Source organism: Pseudomonas fluorescens, assembly GCF_902497775.2.
In the GTDB taxonomy this organism is placed as follows: Bacteria; Pseudomonadota; Gammaproteobacteria; order Pseudomonadales; family Pseudomonadaceae; genus Aquipseudomonas; species Aquipseudomonas putida_F.
This window is the reverse complement of record NZ_OZ024668.1, coordinates 4758373-4776388: the sequence shown is the minus strand read 5'-3', so window position 1 is coordinate 4776388 and position 18016 is coordinate 4758373. Positions and strand designations below refer to the sequence as shown.

General features: G+C 64.2%; 14 protein-coding genes. 1 reads left to right on the top strand and 13 read right to left on the bottom strand.

Features of this window, described 5'->3' with window-relative positions; translation table 11 throughout:
- Positions 1 to 18: 18 nt before the first annotated feature.
- The 13 genes from F8N82_RS22030 to F8N82_RS21970 form a co-directional block, all read right to left on the bottom strand.
- A complete protein-coding gene (locus F8N82_RS22030; RefSeq protein ID WP_038997383.1) occupies positions 19 to 615 on the bottom strand; it encodes a MarC family protein in 597 nt (198 codons plus the stop codon).
- A 45-nt stretch (positions 616 to 660) separates the two neighbouring features.
- On the bottom strand, positions 661 to 3432 hold the full coding sequence (locus F8N82_RS22025; protein ID WP_038997382.1) for a hybrid sensor histidine kinase/response regulator: 2772 nt from the start codon (positions 3430 to 3432) through the stop codon (positions 661 to 663).
- Between the two features lie 135 nt (positions 3433 to 3567).
- On the bottom strand, positions 3568 to 4863 hold the full coding sequence (gene purD, locus F8N82_RS22020) for a phosphoribosylamine--glycine ligase (RefSeq protein ID WP_038997381.1): 1296 nt from the start codon (positions 4861 to 4863) through the stop codon (positions 3568 to 3570).
- Between the two features lie 131 nt (positions 4864 to 4994).
- Positions 4995 to 6602, bottom strand: a complete 1608-nt coding sequence (gene purH / locus F8N82_RS22015) for a bifunctional phosphoribosylaminoimidazolecarboxamide formyltransferase/IMP cyclohydrolase (RefSeq protein ID WP_038997380.1) — start codon at positions 6600 to 6602, stop codon at positions 4995 to 4997.
- A gap of 82 nt (positions 6603 to 6684) precedes the next feature.
- Positions 6685 to 7005 carry a DNA-binding transcriptional regulator Fis gene (fis, locus tag F8N82_RS22010; RefSeq protein ID WP_003186237.1) on the bottom strand — a complete coding sequence of 107 codons (321 nt, stop codon included), beginning with the start codon at positions 7003 to 7005 and terminating at the stop codon, positions 6685 to 6687.
- Complete coding sequence (gene dusB, locus F8N82_RS22005) at positions 7002 to 8015, bottom strand: tRNA dihydrouridine synthase DusB (RefSeq protein ID WP_038997379.1); 1014 nt, start codon at positions 8013 to 8015, stop codon at positions 7002 to 7004. The genes fis and dusB overlap by 4 nt, the downstream gene beginning before the upstream one ends.
- Positions 8016 to 8227: 212 nt before the next feature.
- Entirely contained in the window at positions 8228 to 9496 is a 1269-nt protein-coding gene (locus F8N82_RS22000) for a DUF3426 domain-containing protein (protein ID WP_038997378.1), read from the bottom strand.
- 40 nt (positions 9497 to 9536) lie between these two features.
- On the bottom strand, positions 9537 to 10415 hold the full coding sequence (prmA, locus tag F8N82_RS21995; protein ID WP_038997377.1) for a 50S ribosomal protein L11 methyltransferase: 879 nt from the start codon (positions 10413 to 10415) through the stop codon (positions 9537 to 9539).
- A 103-nt stretch (positions 10416 to 10518) separates the two neighbouring features.
- Positions 10519 to 11583, bottom strand: coding sequence for a 2,3-butanediol dehydrogenase (locus F8N82_RS21990; RefSeq protein ID WP_224793690.1), 1065 nt, complete (start codon positions 11581 to 11583; stop codon positions 10519 to 10521).
- Positions 11584 to 11605: 22 nt separating this feature from the next.
- Complete coding sequence (locus F8N82_RS21985; protein WP_038997375.1) at positions 11606 to 12721, bottom strand: acetoin dehydrogenase dihydrolipoyllysine-residue acetyltransferase subunit; 1116 nt, start codon at positions 12719 to 12721, stop codon at positions 11606 to 11608.
- Positions 12718 to 13737, bottom strand: coding sequence for an alpha-ketoacid dehydrogenase subunit beta (locus tag F8N82_RS21980; RefSeq protein ID WP_038997374.1), 1020 nt, complete (start codon positions 13735 to 13737; stop codon positions 12718 to 12720). Before F8N82_RS21980 ends, F8N82_RS21985 begins: the two co-directional genes overlap by 4 nt.
- A gap of 35 nt (positions 13738 to 13772) precedes the next feature.
- Complete coding sequence (locus F8N82_RS21975; protein ID WP_038999642.1) at positions 13773 to 14750, bottom strand: thiamine pyrophosphate-dependent dehydrogenase E1 component subunit alpha; 978 nt, start codon at positions 14748 to 14750, stop codon at positions 13773 to 13775.
- Positions 14751 to 14772: 22 nt separating this feature from the next.
- Positions 14773 to 15831 (bottom strand): ATP-NAD kinase family protein, encoded by a 1059-nt coding sequence (locus F8N82_RS21970; RefSeq protein WP_038997373.1) that lies wholly within the window; start codon positions 15829 to 15831, stop codon positions 14773 to 14775.
- A gap of 257 nt (positions 15832 to 16088) precedes the next feature.
- Between F8N82_RS21970 and F8N82_RS21965 the strand changes: the two genes are divergently transcribed.
- Positions 16089 to 17963 carry a sigma-54-dependent Fis family transcriptional regulator gene (locus tag F8N82_RS21965; RefSeq protein ID WP_038997372.1) on the top strand — a complete coding sequence of 625 codons (1875 nt, stop codon included), beginning with the start codon at positions 16089 to 16091 and terminating at the stop codon, positions 17961 to 17963.
- Positions 17964 to 18016: the final 53 nt, after the last annotated feature.

Here is an 18016-nt window from a genome sequence, read left to right as displayed (position 1 = left end):
CGTTGCCCCAGGGCAGGATCAAGGGACCAGGTAGCCCTTGATCCCGGTAAAGATGATCTGCGCCGCCAGGGCGCAGACAAACAGGCCCATCAAGCGACTGACGATCTGCAAGCCTTGGTCGCCGAGGATCCGTTCGATACGGTTCGACAGGTACAGCACCAGGCCTACCGTGAAGCTGGCCAGGGCGATGCTGACGATGGCCAGCAGCTTGTCGTCCCAGTGCGGCTGGCCAACCCCCATCACCAGCAGGGCACCGATGGTACCGGGGCCGACGGTCAGGGGGATGGTCAGCGGCACGATGGTCACGTCCTGTTGAACGTTGTCGGTTTGCACCGCCGACTTGCCCTGGGCCATGCCCAGCGCCGAAATGAACAGCACGCTGCCGGCGCCGATGCGAAACGCATCCACCGTAATCCCGAATATGCCGAAGATCACTCTGCCGAACAGGTACAGCAGCACGCTGGCCACCAGCACGGCGATTGCCACGCGCCAGGCCAGTTGCTTGCGCTCTTTGCTGGAGTAGCCGCGGGTCAGGCTGATGAAGCACGAGAGCACGAAGAAAGGGCTGTAGAGCACGAGCATTTTCAGATAGACGCTGAACAACTCATGGAGCATGGTCGAGGCTCGCGGCAAGAGTGAAGTGGAGCAAGTGTATGCGAATTACGGGGTCGGAATCTGGTTCGATTCGGCTTCGCGACGCGCCACCCAATGTTCGATCAATTCGCGCAGTTGCGACAGCTCAACCGGCTTGGACATGTGCCCATCCATACCCGCCAGGCGCGCGCGCTCCTTGTGCTCGGCAAGGATATGCGCGGTCAGGGCCACCACCGGCGTGCGCCGTCGCTGGTTGCTGACTTCCCAGATGCGCAGCTGCTGGGTGGCGGAAAAACCGTCCAGCACCGGCATTTCACAATCCATCAACACCAGGTCGTAGTGGTTGGCCTTCATCGCCTGCAAGGCCTCTTCACCGTTGCTGGCGGTGTCCGGTTCCAGGCTCAGCTTGCCGAGCATGCCGCGGATCACCTTGGTCGAGATGTTGTTGTCTTCGGCCACCAGGATGCGGAAATCGCTGGGCAGGTTCAGCGGCGCTGACAGGCTGGTATGCACCGGGATGCTGGGCTGGCCCTTGCTGCGCTGGGACAGCTCTTCGGCCAGGGTGGTCTTGAGGGTGTAGCCGGCCACCGGTTTGGCCAGGATGCGTTTGACCCCGGCATTGCGGGCGATGACCTTGCTCGGCGCATTGCTGATGCCGGTGAGCATCACCAGCAGAATGTCGTGGTTCAGGCTCGGGTCTTCCTTGATCTTCGCCGCCAGTTGCATGCCGGTCATGCCGGGCATGTTCTGGTCGAGCAGTACCGCGTCGAAGTAGTCGCGCAGGTGCGCCTTGGTGCGCAACAGGGCCAGGGCCTCCTTGCCCGACGGCACGGCGCTGACGTTCATGCCCCAGGCGCTGCACTGCTGCACCAAAACCTTGCGGCAGGTGTCGTTGTCGTCGACCACCAGCACCCGGGCGCCGCGCAGTGGGCCGTCGAGATCGGCAGGCGGTTGCTCGAGACGGTGCGCATCGAGCGGCAGGGTCATCCACAGGGTATTGCCCATGCTGTGGCTGGTCTTGATGCCGAACTCGCCCTGCATCAGGGTGATCAGTTGCTTGGCGATCACCAGCCCCAGGTGGCCGCCGAGCTTGTTGCTGGAAAGGAAATGCTTGCTGTGCAGCTCTGCCTGCAGCAGCGCTTCGCGCTCACCCGGCGGGATCGGTTCGCCGCTGTCCTGCACGGCGATGCGCAGGCGCGGGCTGTCGCCGCGTTGATCAAGGGCAACCACCAGCAGGATCTCGCCCTGGTCGGTTTTCTTCAGGGCGTTTTCCAGCAGGCTGAGCAAGGCCTGGCGCAGGCGTGTCGGGTCGCCACTGATGACCCGCGGCACCTGCGGCTGGGTGAAGCTGATCAGTTCGATGTTCTGCTGCTCGGCCTTGGCCCGGAAGATACTCAGGCAGTCTTCGATCAAGGCATTGAGGTCGAACTGCACGTCATCTAGCTCGATCTGCCCGGATTCGAGCTTGGAGATGTCGAGAATCTCGTTGATCAGGGTCAGCAGCTCGTTGCCGGCGCTGTGGATGGTCTGTACGTAATCACGTTGCTTGACCGACAGCGGGGTGCCGAGCAGCAGCTCGGTCATGCCCAGCACACCGTTCATGGGCGTGCGGATCTCGTGGCTGATCTTGGCCAGGAATTCGGCCTTGGCATTGATCTCGGCATTGCTGGCGGCCAGTTCGCGGCTGGCGCTGAAGCGTTCTTCGCTGATGCGCCGCAGGCGCTCACTGACGGCCAGGTTAAGCAGCAGGCCGCTGAAGCTGGTCAGCCCGAGGAGAATGAACAGTAGCCATTGGGTCGGGGTGCGGGTCAGGCCAAGTAAGGCCGGCAACACCACCAGGCATCCGATATTGAATGCCAGCATGGCCAGGGTGAACAGCCGCGCCGGGGCATAGCCCTTGTACCAGTGGTAGCTGGCCACCAGCAGCATGGTCAGGGTGCTCACGGCCATCAGCGCGTAGGTCATCAGGTTCAGCGGCAGGGTATCGACGAACAACAGCAGCAGGCCGCAGAGCGCGACCACCAGCATCTCCACCTGCAGCAGGCGGCTCAGGCGTGGTTGTTCGCAAGGCGTGAAGAAACGCAGGGTAAAGGTCAGGCCAGCCAGTGATGCCAGCAGGGCAGTCAGGTACGCCGCAGGCGTTTGCGCTGAGTGCCAGAGGCTCCACCAGGGGCCGCTGAGGTTGAGCAGAATCAGCGCGCTGAGCAGCATCAGCGCGTGATAGACGGCCAGGGCCAGGCTGGTGCTGGAGCGCGAATAGGCGAAGCGGATCAGGTTGTGCAGCATCAGCATCAGCAAGCAGCCGAACAACAGGCCGAAGAACAGCGGCTGGCGCTGGTCGGCGGCGGCCTGGGCGGCAGGCTCGAGGCTGATGGCTGGGCGCAGTTGGTGCTCGGACACCAGGCGCAGGTACACGTCCAGCGGTTGCGCGCTGTTGGGCAGGGCCAGGACATGATCGCTGCTGCGCGGGTACGGGTCGCCGTTGTCGCTCTGGCGACCACTGTGGATCTGTTTGATCAGCCGGTCGCCGTCGAGGGCGTAGAGATCCAGGCGCGACAGGTCGGGGGCGAAGACCCGCAGCAGTTTTTCCTGCTGTCCGGGCTCCAGCCGGTAGTGCAGCCACAACGCCTGGTCGGGCGTGGCAGCGTTGAGTTCGTTGAGTTCGAGGGGGCTGAACTGGTTGCGGTAGCGTTCGGAACGTACATCGCTCAGTTGCAGGCTGGCCTGATCGTCGAGCAATACCGCCCATCCACTGCCTTGTTCGGCCGCAGCCGGGAACAGGCAGAGCAGGGTCAGCAAGCTGACGGTGAGTCCAATGGCAATCCTGAGCCAACGCACGACGAAATCCCTTCTTAGCCAAATGCCGGATGGTAACTATGCGCGGCGCGCCAAGCCGAAGGCAAGGCCCATTGCGGGCCCTGTCGACGAGCCGGGGGCAGCACGCGCGCGGCGTAGCTGCCTCCTGGCAGTGGCTTACTGCTGATGTTCACCGCGTTCGCGGGCAATGGCACGGTAGCCGATGTCCTTGCGGTAGAAGCTGCCGTCCCAGTTGATCTCGGCAGCCAGGCGGTAGGCTTGTTGCTGGGCGGACTCGACGCTGCTGCCCAGGGCAGTGGCGCACAGCACGCGGCCGCCAGTGGCAACCACTTGGCCATTCTTGAGTGCGGTACCGGCGTGGAAGACCTTGCCTTCAATCTTCGCAGCAGCGTCCAGGCCGTGGATTGCAGCGCCCTTGCTGTAGTCGCCAGGGTAGCCACCGGCAGCCAGGACCACGCCCAGGCTCGGACGCGGGTCCCACTGTGCTTCGACCTTGTCCAGGGCCTTGGCGAAAGCGGCTTCGATCAGCAGCACCAGGCTCGATTCAAGGCGCAGCATGACCGGCTGGGTTTCCGGGTCGCCGAAGCGGCAGTTGAACTCGATGACTTTCGGGTTGCCGGCTTTGTCGATCATCAGGCCCGCGTAAAGGAAGCCGGTGTAGACGTTGCCTTCTTCGGCCATGCCGCGCACGGTCGGCCAGATCACCAGGTCCATCACGCGCTGGTGTACGTCGGCGGTGACCACTGGCGCTGGCGAGTAAGCGCCCATGCCGCCGGTGTTCGGGCCGCTGTCGCCGTCGCCGACACGTTTGTGGTCCTGGCTGGTGGCCATCGGCAGAACGTTGTGGCCATCGACCATGACGATGAAGCTGGCTTCTTCGCCGTCGAGGAACTCTTCGATCACCACGCGCGAACCTGCGTCACCAAAGGCGTTGCCGGCGAGCATGTCGCGTACGGCGTCTTCGGCTTCGCCCAGGGTCATGGCGACGATCACGCCTTTGCCGGCGGCCAGGCCGTCGGCCTTGATCACGATCGGCGCGCCTTTTTCACGCAGATAGGCCAGGGCTGGCTCGATCTCGGTGAAGTTCTGGTAGTCGGCGGTCGGGATCTTGTGGCGTGCCAGGAAGTCCTTGGTGAAAGCCTTGGAACCTTCCAGCTGGGCCGCGCCCTTGGTTGGGCCAAAGCAGTCCAGGCCGCGGCTGCGGAACAGGTCGACGACACCGGCAACCAGCGGGCCTTCAGGGCCGACGATGGTCAGGGCGACATTCTTCTCGGCGAAATCGGCCAGTTGCTCCAGGGCGCTGACGTCGATGTCGACGTTCTCGCACTTGGCTTCAGTGGCGGTGCCGGCGTTGCCCGGGGCAACGAAGACTTTCTCGACCCGAGGGTCCTGAGCGACTTTCCAGGCCAGGGCGTGTTCACGACCGCCGCTACCGATAATCAAAACTTTCATGTCAAAACCTCGATGAAGCTAATTCGGATAATGCTGGTAGGCGGGACTCTTGTGGGAGCGGGCTTGACCCGCGATGCGCTCTGTCAGTTACAGCGCATCGCGGGTCAAGCCCGCTCCTACAGGTGCCGTTATCAGTGCCGGAAGTGACGCATGCCGGTGAAGACCATGGCGATGCCGGCTTCGTCAGCGGCTGCGATGACTTCGGCATCGCGCATCGAGCCACCGGGCTGGATTACCGCAGTGATGCCCACTTTGGCAGCGTTGTCGATGCCATCACGGAACGGGAAGAACGCATCCGATGCCATGACCGCGCCCTGGACCTGCAGGCCAGCATGCTCGGCCTTGATGGCGGCGATACGGGCGGAGTTGACGCGGCTCATCTGGCCGGCGCCGACGCCGATGGTCTGGCGGTTCTTGGCGTAGACAATGGCGTTGGACTTGACGAACTTGGCCACTTTCCAGGCGAAGATCAGGTCGTGGATCTCTTGCTCGGTCGGTGCACGCTTGGTGACCACTTTCAGGTCGCCCTCGGTGATCATGCCGATGTCGCGGCTCTGCACCAGCAGGCCGCCGGTAACGCGCTTGAAGTCCCAGGCAGCGGCACGTTCAGCCGACCACTCGCCGCAGGACAGCAGGCGTACATTGGCCTTGGCTGCGACGACGGCGCGGGCTTCGTCGCTGACGCTCGGGGCGATGATCACTTCGACGAACTGGCGCTCGACGATGGCTTTTGCGGTTTCGGCGTCCAGCTCGCGGTTGAAGGCGATGATGCCGCCGAACGCCGACTCGGTGTCGGTGGCGTAGGCCAGCTCATAAGCCTGGCGGATGCCGCCTTCGGCGTCCGGGCTGACCGCCACGCCGCACGGGTTGGCGTGCTTGACGATGACGCAGGCCGGCTTGACGAAGCTCTTCACGCATTCCAGCGCGGCGTCGGTGTCGGCCACGTTGTTGTACGAAAGCTCCTTGCCCTGCAGTTGTACGGCGGTGGCGATGCCGGCTTCGGCTGGCTTGGCTTCGACATAGAACGCCGCGCTCTGGTGCGGGTTCTCGCCGTAGCGCATTTCCTGGGCCTTGATGAACTGGCTGTTGAAGGTGCGCGGGAATTCGCTGCGGCCTTCAGTGCTCAGGGTTTCACTGGCCTGGTTCACGGTGCCCATATAGTTGGCGATCATGCCGTCGTAGGCGGCAGTGTGCTCGAACGCCTTGAGCATCAGGTCGAAGCGCTGGGCGTAGGTCAGGCCACCGGCCTTGAGGCTCTCCAGAACCTGGTCGTAGTCGCTGGCGTTAACCACGATGGCGACGTCTTTGTGGTTCTTGGCTGCCGAGCGGACCATGGTCGGGCCACCGATGTCGATGTTCTCGATGGCGGTCGGCAGGTCACAGCCCGGCTTGGAGATGGTGGCTTCGAACGGGTAGAGGTTGACCGCGACCAGATCGATCGGCTTGATCCCGTGCTCGGCCATGATGGCGTCGTCGATACCGCGACGGCCGAGGATGCCGCCGTGGATCTTCGGGTGCAGGGTCTTGACCCGGCCGTCCATCATTTCGGCGAAGCCGGTGTAATCGGCAACTTCCACCGCGGCAACGCCATTGTCCTGGAGCAACTTGAAGGTGCCGCCGGTGGACAGGATCTCGACGCCGAGCTGTTGCAGCTCACGGGCGAATTCAAGGATCCCGGTCTTGTCGGAGACGCTGATCAAGGCGCGGCGGATCGGCAGGCGGGTAGTCTGGTCGGTCATTTCAGATTCCATAACGCGGTGGAGTCAGCAAAAAAGGCGACCTCATCGAATGGGAGCCGCCTTTTCTGGTTTGGATGCTTGCTTACAACAAATCGTACTGCTTGAGTTTCTTGCGCAAGGTGCCGCGGTTGAGCCCGAGCAGCTCGCTGGCCTTGGTCTGGTTGCCCTTGACGTAGTTCATTACGCTTTCGAGCAACGGCGCTTCGACTTCCGAGAGCACCAGGTTGTACACGTCCGTGACGGCCGCGCCCTCAAGATGGGCGAAATAGTTGTGCAGCGCCTTTTCCACACTGCCGCGAAGGGTCTGACCCTCTTCGCTCGGCGTATTCAGGTGCTGTTTCAGGTTGACGTTGTCGCTCACGGGCGTTGTTCCACTCACTAAAGTCTCGGTCATCATCGTCATGCGGCCACCCCTTGTCCGTCCTCTGTCTCAAGGCTCTGTTCACGTTCGCTGAAGAAGCCGCGAACGTTGGCGCACTGCGCTTGCGTGTCTTCCAAACGGTTGAACTGGGCGCGAAACTCCTTGGCGCCCGGTAGCGTTGCCAGGTACCAACCGACGTGCTTGCGGGCGATACGTACGCCCATCACATCGCCATAGAAGGCGTGCAACGCGGTCAGGTGCTCCAGCAGAATTCGTTCCACTTCGTCCAACTGCGGCGCCGGCAGTTTTTCGCCGGTGCGCAGGTAATGCTCGATCTCGCGAAAGATCCATGGCCGCCCCTGGGCAGCCCGGCCAATCAACAGACCGTCGGCACCAGTGGCATCCAGCACCGCCCGGGCCTTTTCTGGCGAAGTGATATCGCCATTGGCGAAAACCGGGATCGACACCGCCTGCTTGATCGCCGCGATGGTGTCGTATTCGGCTTCACCGGTGTAGAGGTCGGCGCGTGTACGTCCATGTACCGCCAGTGCCTGGATACCGGCCTGCTCGGCGATCCTCGCCACAGTCAGGCCGTTCTTGTTGGTCCTGTCCCAGCCGGTGCGAATCTTCAGTGTGACCGGCACGTCCACGGCGGCAACCACCGCGTGGAGGATTTCGCTGACCAAGGCTTCATCTTTCAATAAAGCAGAGCCTGCGGCCTTGTTGCAGACTTTTTTTGCCGGGCAGCCCATGTTGATGTCGATAATCTGCGCGCCGGCCTCGACGTTGGCCCGGGCCGCCGCTGCGAGCATCTGCGCGTCACCACCGGCGATCTGTACCGAGCGCGGCTCGGGATCACCTTCGTGAATCATGCGCAGGCGCGACTTGCGGCTGTTCCACAGGCTCATGTCGCTGCTGACCATCTCCGACACCACCAGGCCTGCACCCATTCGTCGGCACAACTGACGAAAGGGCTGGTCCGTGACCCCGGCCATCGGCGCGAGGATCAGGGCGTTCTGCAGTGTGTATGGGCCGATGCGTACCGCCGACATAGGAGTTCCCTGTTGTGGGGGCCGATCTTAGAGTTCGAAAAAGGGTTGGCATGATACCCGCTCTCGGTGACCGGATAAAGATCGATTTGGATAAAATCTGAACAGTTGGCTTTGAGCCTCAAGCTGCAAGCTTCAAGCTTCAAGTAAAAACGGATCAGCGTATGGGGCTGCTTTTCCTTGTGGCTTGAAGCTTGCAGCTTGCCGCTCGCCTGTTATTCCGGTGACCGGAATGACAGGCTGTAGTTGACCGCCTTTGGGCCCGGGTCGAGGATGTCCAGGGCGATGTGGATCGGCGTCTGACTGGGCATTTCGCCCTTGCCGGCCAACTCACCGCTGAGGTACTCGGTGGGCTTGAAGCGGCGGCTGGCGATCAACTGGCCATTAAGGTCGGCAAAGCGCAGTTCCAGCAGCGGGAACGGCTGGGAGAAGGGCGCACGGTTGTAGATGATCGCGTCGACGATCAAGGCACCGTTGAAGTCCGGGTGGCTGCGCACCACCAGGTTGCTGCTCTTGATCCGGGCGATATCGACCCGCGATGGCACCTGGCAACCGACGCTCGGGCAGATCGTCTGGAACCATGGGCGGTAACGGTCCTGGCGGGCCAGTTCGTCGAACTGGTACCAGATGTACTGGCCGGCCAGCGCCGCGGCAGCCAGCAGAATCAGCAGGATCCACAGCAGGCGCTTGCCCCAGTTGACCTTGGGTTTCTGCCAGCCGAGCTGGATCGGGTCGTCGACCAGATCGAGCAGCGGCTCCTTGCGCGCCGGGCGGCTGCTGACCGGGCCCAGGCCAGGTTCGCGGCGCTCGTCCAGCTCAGGCTCGGGGCTGTCCAGGTCGTCGTCTGGCTCGCGCGCGGACAGGCGCTCGCCTGGCCGTTCGTCATCATCGGCACGCAGCGCAGGGGCGGGAGCAACCGGGGCATCGAGGTCGTCATCGAGTACATCCAGCGACAACGAAGGCTCGGTACGCTCACCCGGCGCTGGCGCCAGGTCCAGGGCTTGCGGCTCGATCAGCGGCGGTTGTGGCTCGTCGAACTCGGCACTGAGCTGCTCGGGTTCTGAAGCCGGGCTGCTGAACAGGCTGCCGGGCCAGTGCTGGTCGTCCTGCTCGGGGCCGTCGCGGTGCGCACTGAGGCTGTCTTCGCGCGGTGCGGCGGCCTTGAACTCGGTGGTCGGCTGGATTTCGCGCTGTTCCAGGCGCGCCAGTTCCTGATCCAGGTCGAGCTGGTCGAGGTCAAGCTCGGCGGCGCTCCACTCATGCTGGCTGGGCGCTTGTACGGGCTCCACCACCGGCTCGACCTGCTTGACCGGCGCCGCAGGCGGGTTCTGCGCCGCGCTTTGCTCCAGCAGTTGCCGGGCGGCGTTGAACACTTGCAGGCAGGCGCCACAACGCACCACACCGCGGGCCACGCTCAACTGATTGTGGCTGACGCGAAAGCTGGTCTGGCAATGCGGGCACTGGGTGACGAAACTGTCGGTCATGCGGCGGTCCGGGTTATGCAGAAGGTTATTCTAGGCGCACTTAGCGGCGGCGACCACTGATGCGTACCCAGCCATCGCGTACGGCGATCGGGTCGAGGTCGAAGTCCTTGGCGTAAGCGGCGGCGACTTCATCACCCTGTTCGGCGAGAATCCCCGACAGCGCCAGCAGGCCGCCTGGACGCACCAGGGTGGACAGTTGCGGGGCCAGCGACACCAGCGGGCCGGCAAGGATGTTGGCGACCAGCACGTCGGCCTGCATGGCCGGCATGTGCTCGGGCAGGTACAGGGCGAATTTCTCCTCGGCGATGCCGTTGCGCCCGGCGTTGTCGCGCGAGGCTTCCAGGGCCTGCACGTCGATGTCGGTACCGACCGCCTCGCGGGCGCCCAGCAGCAGCGCGGCGATGGCGAGGATGCCCGAGCCGCAACCGAAATCGAGCACCTGGGTGTCTTTCAGCTCCTGGCCGTCGAGCCATTCCAGGCACAGTGCGGTGGTCGGGTGGGTGCCAGTGCCGAAGGCCAGGCCCGGGTCGAGCAGCAGGTTGACCGCCTCAGGCTCTGGCGCTGCATGCCAGCTTGGCACGATCCACAGACGCTGGCCGAAACGCATCGGCTGGAAGTTGTCCATCCAGCTGCGTTCCCAGTCCTGGTCTTCGATGACTTCAGCCTGGTGCTCCGGCAGTTCGGCACCGGTCAGCAACTGCAGGTGGGCGAACACCGCGTTGGCGTCGGTATCGGCTTCGAACAGCGCCAGCAGGTGGGTATGCGACCACAGCGGGGTGGTGTTGAGGTCCGGTTCGAAGATCGGCTGATCTTCGGCATCCATGAAGGTGACCGAAACGGCGCCTACTTCGAGCAGGGCATCTTCATAGGTTTCGGCTTGTTCCGGGCTGATGGCCAGACGTACTTGCAGCCAAGGCATGGCGGGCACCTTTGGGAAAATCTACAGGGGCAGCCCGAGGCTGCGAGAAGCCCGCCAGTTTACTTGAGTACGAGGGGTTTGTGGGAACCCTGTAGGAGCGGCCCTAGAGCCTGGTCGGGCTAACAATGATCTTCACATTCTCCTCCTTGTTGTTCACCAGCTCCTCAAAGCCCTGGCCAACTATGGCCTCAAGACCGATGCGCCCGGTCACCAGTGGGCTGATATCCAGCCGGCCATCGGCAATGAAGGCGATCACGTCGGCAAACTCGCCGTTGTAGGCCAGGGCGCCGAGTACCTGCTTCTCGGTCGACACCAGGTCGAAGAAGTTGAACTCGCTGGGCTCCTCGAAAATCCCCACCAGCACGCACTTGCCGGCCTTGCGGATGGTATCGATGGCCAGCTTGGCGGTGTGCTTGTTGCCAATGCATTCAAAGCTGACATCGGCGCCGAGGCCGGCCGTCAGGGCGCGTATCTCGGCCAGCGCATCGCACTGCTTGGGATCGAGCACAGCGCTGGCGCCGACTTCCAAGGCCTTGGCCTTGCGCGCGCTGGACATTTCCAGGGCGATCACCTGCGCCGCACCGGCGGCTTTGGCGCACATGATGGTACACAGGCCGATGGTCCCGGCACCGACCACCACGACGTTCTGGCCCAGCAGGTTGCCGGCCTTTTTCACCGCATGCATGCCGACTGCCAACGGCTCGATCAGCGCCCCGGCTTCGCGCGGGAAGCCCTCGGGCAAGCGGTACAGCAGGTTGGCCGGTACGTTGACCCGCTCGGCGAAGGCGCCGTTGTTCATCAGCCCGGTAAAGGCCAGGCGTTCGCAGATGTTGTACAGGCCATGGGTGCAGTAATAGCAGGTGCCGCAGTGCTGGCAGGCGTCGGCAGCCACCGGGTCGCCCACGGCATAACCCAGCACACCTTCGCCGAGCTTGAGGATTTCGCCGCAAAACTCATGGCCGAGAATGCACTGGCCCTGGATACCGGTGAGCGGGTGTGGCGCTTCCACCGGTATGAACACCGGGCCGGCGACATACTCGTGCAGGTCCGACCCGCAGATACCGCACCAGTCGACCTTGATCTGCACCCAGCCAGGCGGCGGGTCGGCGGGCAAGGGCACGTCTTCGACGCGGATGTCCTGGCGGCCATGCCAGACCGCCGCTCGCATGCTGGCGTTGGAATTGCTCAGATCATTCATTGTTGTTCTCTCCAAGGAAGACCGAAAGCCGGTGGTTGATACGCTCGGCGGCCTCCATCTGCAGCATATGGCCCTGACCCGGCAGGATCTCGACCTCGGCCTGCAGGCCTTCAGCATGGCTGGCCGGGATGATTGCGTCGGCGGCGCCCCAGATCACCAGGCTCGGCTGTTGGCCGACCACTGCGCGCAGGTCGTGGCGCTGCACACTGCCGTCGGCGATGGCTGTGGCGAGCTGGCGCAGGGCACTGTCGACGCCTTCCAGGCGCTTGAACTTGAGCATGTCTTCAAGCATCTGCCGGGTCACCAGGCCGGGGTCGGAAAACAACTGCGTCAGTTGCGGCTTGAGGGCGTTGCGGTTGCTGGCGTTGACGAAGCCTTGCAGGTAATCACCGTTGATTTCCCGCCCGAGGCCGGCGCTGGCGATCAGGGTCAAGCTGCGCACCCGTTGCGGCGCCAGGCGCGCCAGGTTCAGCGCCACCGCACCGCCCATGGAGTGCCCGGCCAGGTGGGCATGCTGGATGTACAGGTGGTCGAGCAAGGCGAGCACGCTCTGGCTCAGTTCATCCAGGTCGCCCCGTTGCAGGGTTTTGCCCGACTCGCCATGTCCGGGCAGGTCGAGAGCGATGACCCGGCGTTCGGCGGCCAGGGCCTGATGGTTGAACAGCCAGTTGTTCAAATCACCGCCAAAACCGTGCACCAGCAGCAGCGGCGTGCCACCCTCGCCGAGGTCGAAGTAGCGAACCGTGCGCCCGCCCAGGTCGATCTTCTGTGGCGCCGGGCCGCTATCCTGCTCGCCGTCGCCGCCGGGGACGAACTCGGCCTGGAAACGCTGCACCACCGCATCGATCTCGGCCTCATCGGCTTCGCCTTCGACCACCACCGCCAGCAGTGCGCCTACCGCCAAGGTCTCGTCCGGCTGGGCGATCAGGCGCCGCAGCACGCCGCTGAACGGCGCCTCGACACTGCTGGAGATCTTGTCGGTCTCGACATCCAGCACTTCGTCGCCCTTGTTGATCTGCTCACCTTCCTGCTTGAGCCAGGTATCGATGCGCCCTTCGGTCATCGACAGGCCCCATTTGGGCATGGTCAGGGTATGGATCTGGCTCATGCGGCAGTCCTCGCGTCGAGCACCTTGTGCACCGCGGCTTCGATCTTCGCTGCGGTGGGGATGTACAGGTCTTCCAGGGCATCGGAGAACGGCACCGGGGTGTGCGGAGCGGTGACCATTTCGATCGGGCCCTTGAGGGATACGAAGGCTTTTTGCGCCACCAGCGCGCTGATGTCGGTGGCCATCGAACAGCGCGGGTTGGCTTCGTCGATCACCACCAGTCGCCCGGTTTTTTCCACGCTTTCAAGGATGCTGTCTGCGTCCAGCGGGCTGGTGGTGCGCAGGTCGAGCACCTCACAGTCGATGCCCTGGCGCGCCAGGTTGGCGGCGGCTTCCATGGCCAGGTGAACCATGCGCCCGTAGGTCACCAGGGTGATGTCATCGCCCTCGCGCAGGTAATTGGCCTCGCCGAAGGGCACGGTGTACAGCTCTTCCGGCACCTCGCCCTGCATGCTGTAGAGCAGTTTGTGCTCGCAGAAGATCACCGGGTCGTTGTCGCGAATCGCCTGGATCAGCAGGCCCTTGGCATCGTACGGCGAGGACGGGCAGACCACTTTCAGGCCGGGGATGTGCGTCCACAGCGAGGTGAGCATCTGCGAATGCTGGGCGGCGGCACGCAGGCCGGCACCGACCATGGTGCGCATCACTAGCGGGGTGACCGCCTTGCCGCCAAACATGTAGCGGAATTTCGCCGCCTGGTTGAGGATCTGGTCCAGGCAGCAGCCGGCGAAGTCGACGAACATCAGTTCGCACACCGGGCGCAGGCCCTGGGTGGCGGCGCCGACCGCCGCGCCGACATAGCCGATCTCGGACAATGGCGCGTCGAGCACGCGGCCGGGGAACTGTTTGTACAGGCCTTTGGTAACGCCGAGTACGCCGCCCCAGGCGTCCTCTTCACCGGGCGCCCCGGCGCCGCCGGCGACGTCTTCACCAATGATGAACACGCTGCTGTCGCGGCGCATTTCCTGGGCCAGGGCTTCGTTGATGGCCTGCTGGTAGCTGATTTTTCTCGCCATGATGCTTCTCCACTTGTTCTTGTTGTCAGGCAGGCTCAGGGGTACGACACGTACACGTCGCTGAGCAGGGCGGCGGGGTCGGGTTTCGGGTCGGATTTGGCCCGGCGTACCGAGCCCTCGATCAGGTCCTCGACCCGGGCGTCGATCTGGTCGAGTTGTTCGGCGCTGAGCAGGCCGGCGCGGGTGCTGCGCTGACGGAACTGCATCAGGCAGTCGCGGGTTTCGCGCAGGTTCTTCACCTCATCGGGTGCGCGGTAGGTTTGCGCATCGCCCTCGAAGTGGCCGTAGTAGCGGGTCAGCTTGACCTCGATCAGCGACGGGCCCTGCCCCGAGCGCGCACGCTCGATGGCCGCGCCTGCTGCTTCATGCACGGCAAAAAAGTCGTAGCCGTCGATGGTCACCCCGGGCATGCCGAAGCCGGCGGCACGGTCGGCGATGTGGTCGCAAGCCACCGACCAGTTCGATGCGGTCGCCTCGGCATAGCCGTTGTTCTCGGCGACGAAGATGCACGGCAGGTTCATGATCGAAGCCAGGTTCATCGCCTCGAACACTGCGCCTTCGTTGGAGCCGCCGTCGCCGAAGAACACCACGGCGACGTCATCGGTGCCTTTGATTTTCGCCGCCAGCGCCGCCCCGGCCACCAATGGCGCACCGGCGCCGACGATGCCGTTGGCGCCGAGCATGCCTTTCTCCAGGTCAGCGATGTGCATCGAGCCGCCCTTGCCGCCACAGACGCCGGTTTTCTTGCCGTAGATCTCAGCCATCATCCCGTAAACATCGACGCCCTTGGCGATGCAGTGGCCGTGGCCACGGTGGTTGGAGGCGATGCAGTCGCTGTCGCGCAGGTGGGCCATGACGCCAGCGGCCGAGGCCTCTTCGCCGGCGTAGAGGTGGACGAAACCGGGGATCTCGCCGGTGGCGAACTCCACGTGCAGGCGTTCTTCGAAGGCGCGAATGGTGCGCATGACTTCATAGGCATGGAGCAATTGCTCGGTAGACAGGTGAGTGGACATCTTGTTGTTCTCCGGGGTTGTCTCAACACGGTTGGTTCGCAGGGTGTTGCGGGTGTTCGCGGCCGACCGCCAGCAGGCGGTGGCGCGCGGCATAGGCCAGCACCGCCTCGACGTCGATGCTCAAGGGGCCGAAGGCGTCGAGGGTGATGCTTGGTCGGTCGCGTTCGCTGAACTCGATTTCGCGTTCGCCATCCAGTGCCAGGGTGCCGCTGGAAAGGCTCAGGGAGTAGGCAGCCCCAGGCATCAACGGCCCTGAGGCGGTCACCCCGCAGCCTTGCAGCAGGCCCGGGGCGAGGGGGGCCAGCAGCGCGTGCTCGGCCTCGGGGTGCAGGCGAATCCAGGCGCCTTCGGGGGCTGCGCGCGACACTGGGCACCACAACCCGCACAGCGCCGAGAGGCCAATGGCATGGGGTTCGGCGAAGGTCGCGAAGACTTCCGCCAGGTCTTCGCCACGGCTGATGGCGCGGGCGCCGATGAAGCGTTGCGGCGACACCGCGACATCTACCAGGGCCCATTCACAAAGGCTCTGTTCCGGCACCCGCACCACCAGGCGCTTGTTGCGGCGCAGGGCAATCGCTGCGGGGATACGGGCGCTGGCGAACAGCCCGCCGGCAAGGCCGGCACTGGTAGCTTCGCGCAGTTCCGGGAAAGCGTTGTTGGTGCCGGTAGACAGGGTCAGCAGCGGGATGTCGCCGACTTCGGCGGCCACCGCCTTGTGCGTACCGTCACCGCCAAGCACGGCGATCAGGGCGACGCCTTGGGCTGCCATCAGGCGCGCGGCATGGCGGGTGTCTTCGACGGTCTGGCGCAACGGCATGTCGAGGATGGTCAGTTGCGGCCAGCGCTGTTGCTCGGCGTGCGGGCCTAGGCTGGCCTTGAGCACGGCGGCGGCGATACCAGTCATGTCCGGCGGCAGCAGCACCTGCTCGACACCGGTGGCGGCAAATGCCGCGAGCAGGCGCTGTACTGCCGAGGCCTTGTCGGTGCTGGAGTAGAGCCCGGCATTGGCAGTCAGTCGGCGCAAGTCGCGGCCGCTGGCCGGATTGGCGATGATCCCCACGGTCAGGGCGGGTTGGCGCATGGCACACCTCTGGTTCTTGTTTGCCAGGGGCAGGAGCAAGGCCGGTGCCAAGTTCTGCAGATGTGCAGTCCAGAGCGGTTGCTGCACTAATGGCCAGGGCTGTGGCAAGACGCTCGGTGTCAGTGTTGCCGGCCTCGGGGCGAGACGCTGAGACGCTGCGTCTCAGCCCGGCAGGAATCCACAGAGTGCTTGTCCGCCCCCGGCATTCGGCGCTTAATGAGGCCCATAACGACAAGAACACGAGAACCGGAGGCCCCATGCTTGCCGCGAACTCCAAAGCCCACGTCGACTGTGTCAGCCGCGTACTGAAGAACGCCGAACGACTGCCACAGGCGCCGGTGCCGCCGCTGATCCTCGACTCCTGGCGCCGCTCGATGGAGCAGCACCGGCTCGACCCCGCGTCCCAGCAGGGGCCGCGCATCCTTTCGCAAAGTCTGCTCGACGAATGCCGTGAGCGTTCCGACCTGTTCCTGCGCATTGCCGGCGATGCCGTGGCGCGCCTGCACGGGCGGGTGCGCGATGCCGACTACTGCGTGCTGCTGACCGATGCCCAGGGGCGGACCATCGACTACCGGGTCGAGTCGGCCATCCGCAACGACTGTCGCAAGGCCGGGTTGTACTTGGGCACCTGTTGGTCGGAGGGCGAGGAGGGCACCTGCGGGGTGGCGGCGGTGCTGACCAGCAAGGCGCCGGCGACTGTGCACAAGCGCGACCATTTTCGCGCCGCCTTCATCGGCTTGACCTGCTCGGCGGCGCCAGTGTTCGACCCGCAGGGCGAGCTGCTTGGCGTCGTCGATGTCTCGGCGCTGCAATCGCCGGATGACCGACGCAGCCAGCACCTGATCCGGCAGATGGTGGTACAGAGCGCACGGGAGATCGAAAACGCATTTTTCATGCACAGTGCCGAGCCGCACTGGGTGTTGCGCGCCCACAGCACGCCGGGCTATGTCGACAGTCAGCCGGATTACCTGCTGGCCTGGGATGCCGATGGCCGTTTGCAGGCCCTCAACAGCCTGGCGCGCAAGGCGCTGCTGGAGCGCTACGGCCAGTTGCCGGAACATATCGGTGAGCTGTTCGACCTTGACGCCCTGCGCGCCGCCACCGATGAATCGTCCCAGCGCCTGCGCTGGCGCGGTGAAAGCGGCGAGCTGCATGTGCGTATCAGCTCGCCGCGGCGCAAGCCTGGGCGCCGAATTGCAGCCATTGCCCGCCAGCCGATTGATGAGCGGGTCGAGCACAGCCTGCGCCTGGCCACCCGGGTCAAGGACTGCAACCTGGCCGTGTTGGTGTTGGGTGAGACGGGTTCTGGGAAGGAGGTATTCGCCCGCCAGTTGCATGCCATGAGCTTGCGTAGCGGCAAGCCGTTCGTGGCGCTGAACTGCGCTGCTATCCCCGAGAACCTGATCGAGAGCGAGCTGTTTGGCTATGTCGCCGGAGCTTTTACCGGTGCTTCGAGCAAGGGCATGCAGGGCCTGTTGCAACAGGCAGATGGCGGAACGTTGTTTCTCGACGAAATCGGCGATATGCCGCTGAACCTGCAAACCCGTTTGCTACGTGTGCTGGCTGAGGGTGAGGTGGCGCCGCTGGGCGCTTCGGCGCGGCAACGGGTGGATATCCAGGTGATCTGCGCCACCCACCGCGACCTCACGGCGATGGTCGCCGCGGGCAGCTTTCGCGAAGACCTGTACTTTCGCCTGGCCAATGCCCGCTTCGAACTGCCGCCCTTGCGCGAGCGCAGTGACCGGCTGGCGCTGATCAACCAGTTGCTGGGCGAAGAGGCCAAGGGCTGTGGTGTTGATGTCGGTTTGAGTGGTGATGCGCTGGAGGCGCTGCTCAATTACCGCTGGCCGGGTAATTTACGCCAGCTACGCCAGGTGCTGCGCTATGCCTGTGCGATCTGTTGCACGAGCACCCTGCAGTTGGATGACTTGCCGTTGGAGATTCGCGCAGGGCAGGTCCAGGTGCAGCTTCAGAGCAGTGTCAGCCCGATGCGTCAGCAGTTGCTCGATGCGCTGATTCGCCATCGCTGGAAACCAGGGGAAACCGCCAAGGCCTTAGGGATTTCGCGGGCGACGCTGTATCGGCGGGTGCATGAGCACAGGATCGAGATGCCGCGGATGAGCAAAAGCTGATTCTCTGTGGGAGCGGGCCAAAAAAAAGACCCCGGTCACAGGACCGGGGTCTT

Bases quoted from the DNA above. Each gene is read 5' to 3' on its own strand.
- F8N82_RS21975 (WP_038999642.1), bottom strand. From the start codon at position 14,750: ATGTCCACTCACCTGTCTACCGAGCAATTGCTCCATGCCTATGAAGTC.
- F8N82_RS21990 (WP_224793690.1), bottom strand. From the start codon at position 11,583: ATGCGAGCGGCGGTCTGGCATGGCCGCCAGGACATCCGCGTCGAAGAC.
- F8N82_RS21985 (WP_038997375.1), bottom strand. From the start codon at position 12,721: ATGAGCCAGATCCATACCCTGACCATGCCCAAATGGGGCCTGTCGATG.
- prmA (WP_038997377.1), bottom strand. From the start codon at position 10,415: ATGCCTTGGCTGCAAGTACGTCTGGCCATCAGCCCGGAACAAGCCGAA.
- F8N82_RS21980 (WP_038997374.1), bottom strand. From the start codon at position 13,737: ATGGCGAGAAAAATCAGCTACCAGCAGGCCATCAACGAAGCCCTGGCC.
- purH (WP_038997380.1), bottom strand. From the start codon at position 6,602: ATGACCGACCAGACTACCCGCCTGCCGATCCGCCGCGCCTTGATCAGC.
- F8N82_RS22000 (WP_038997378.1), bottom strand. From the start codon at position 9,496: ATGACCGACAGTTTCGTCACCCAGTGCCCGCATTGCCAGACCAGCTTT.
- F8N82_RS22030 (WP_038997383.1), bottom strand. From the start codon at position 615: ATGCTCCATGAGTTGTTCAGCGTCTATCTGAAAATGCTCGTGCTCTAC.
- dusB (WP_038997379.1), bottom strand. From the start codon at position 8,015: ATGTCGGCGGTACGCATCGGCCCATACACACTGCAGAACGCCCTGATC.
- F8N82_RS21970 (WP_038997373.1), bottom strand. From the start codon at position 15,831: ATGCGCCAACCCGCCCTGACCGTGGGGATCATCGCCAATCCGGCCAGC.
- fis (WP_003186237.1), bottom strand. From the start codon at position 7,005: ATGACGATGATGACCGAGACTTTAGTGAGTGGAACAACGCCCGTGAGC.
- F8N82_RS21965 (WP_038997372.1), top strand. From the start codon at position 16,089: ATGCTTGCCGCGAACTCCAAAGCCCACGTCGACTGTGTCAGCCGCGTA.
- purD (WP_038997381.1), bottom strand. From the start codon at position 4,863: ATGAAAGTTTTGATTATCGGTAGCGGCGGTCGTGAACACGCCCTGGCC.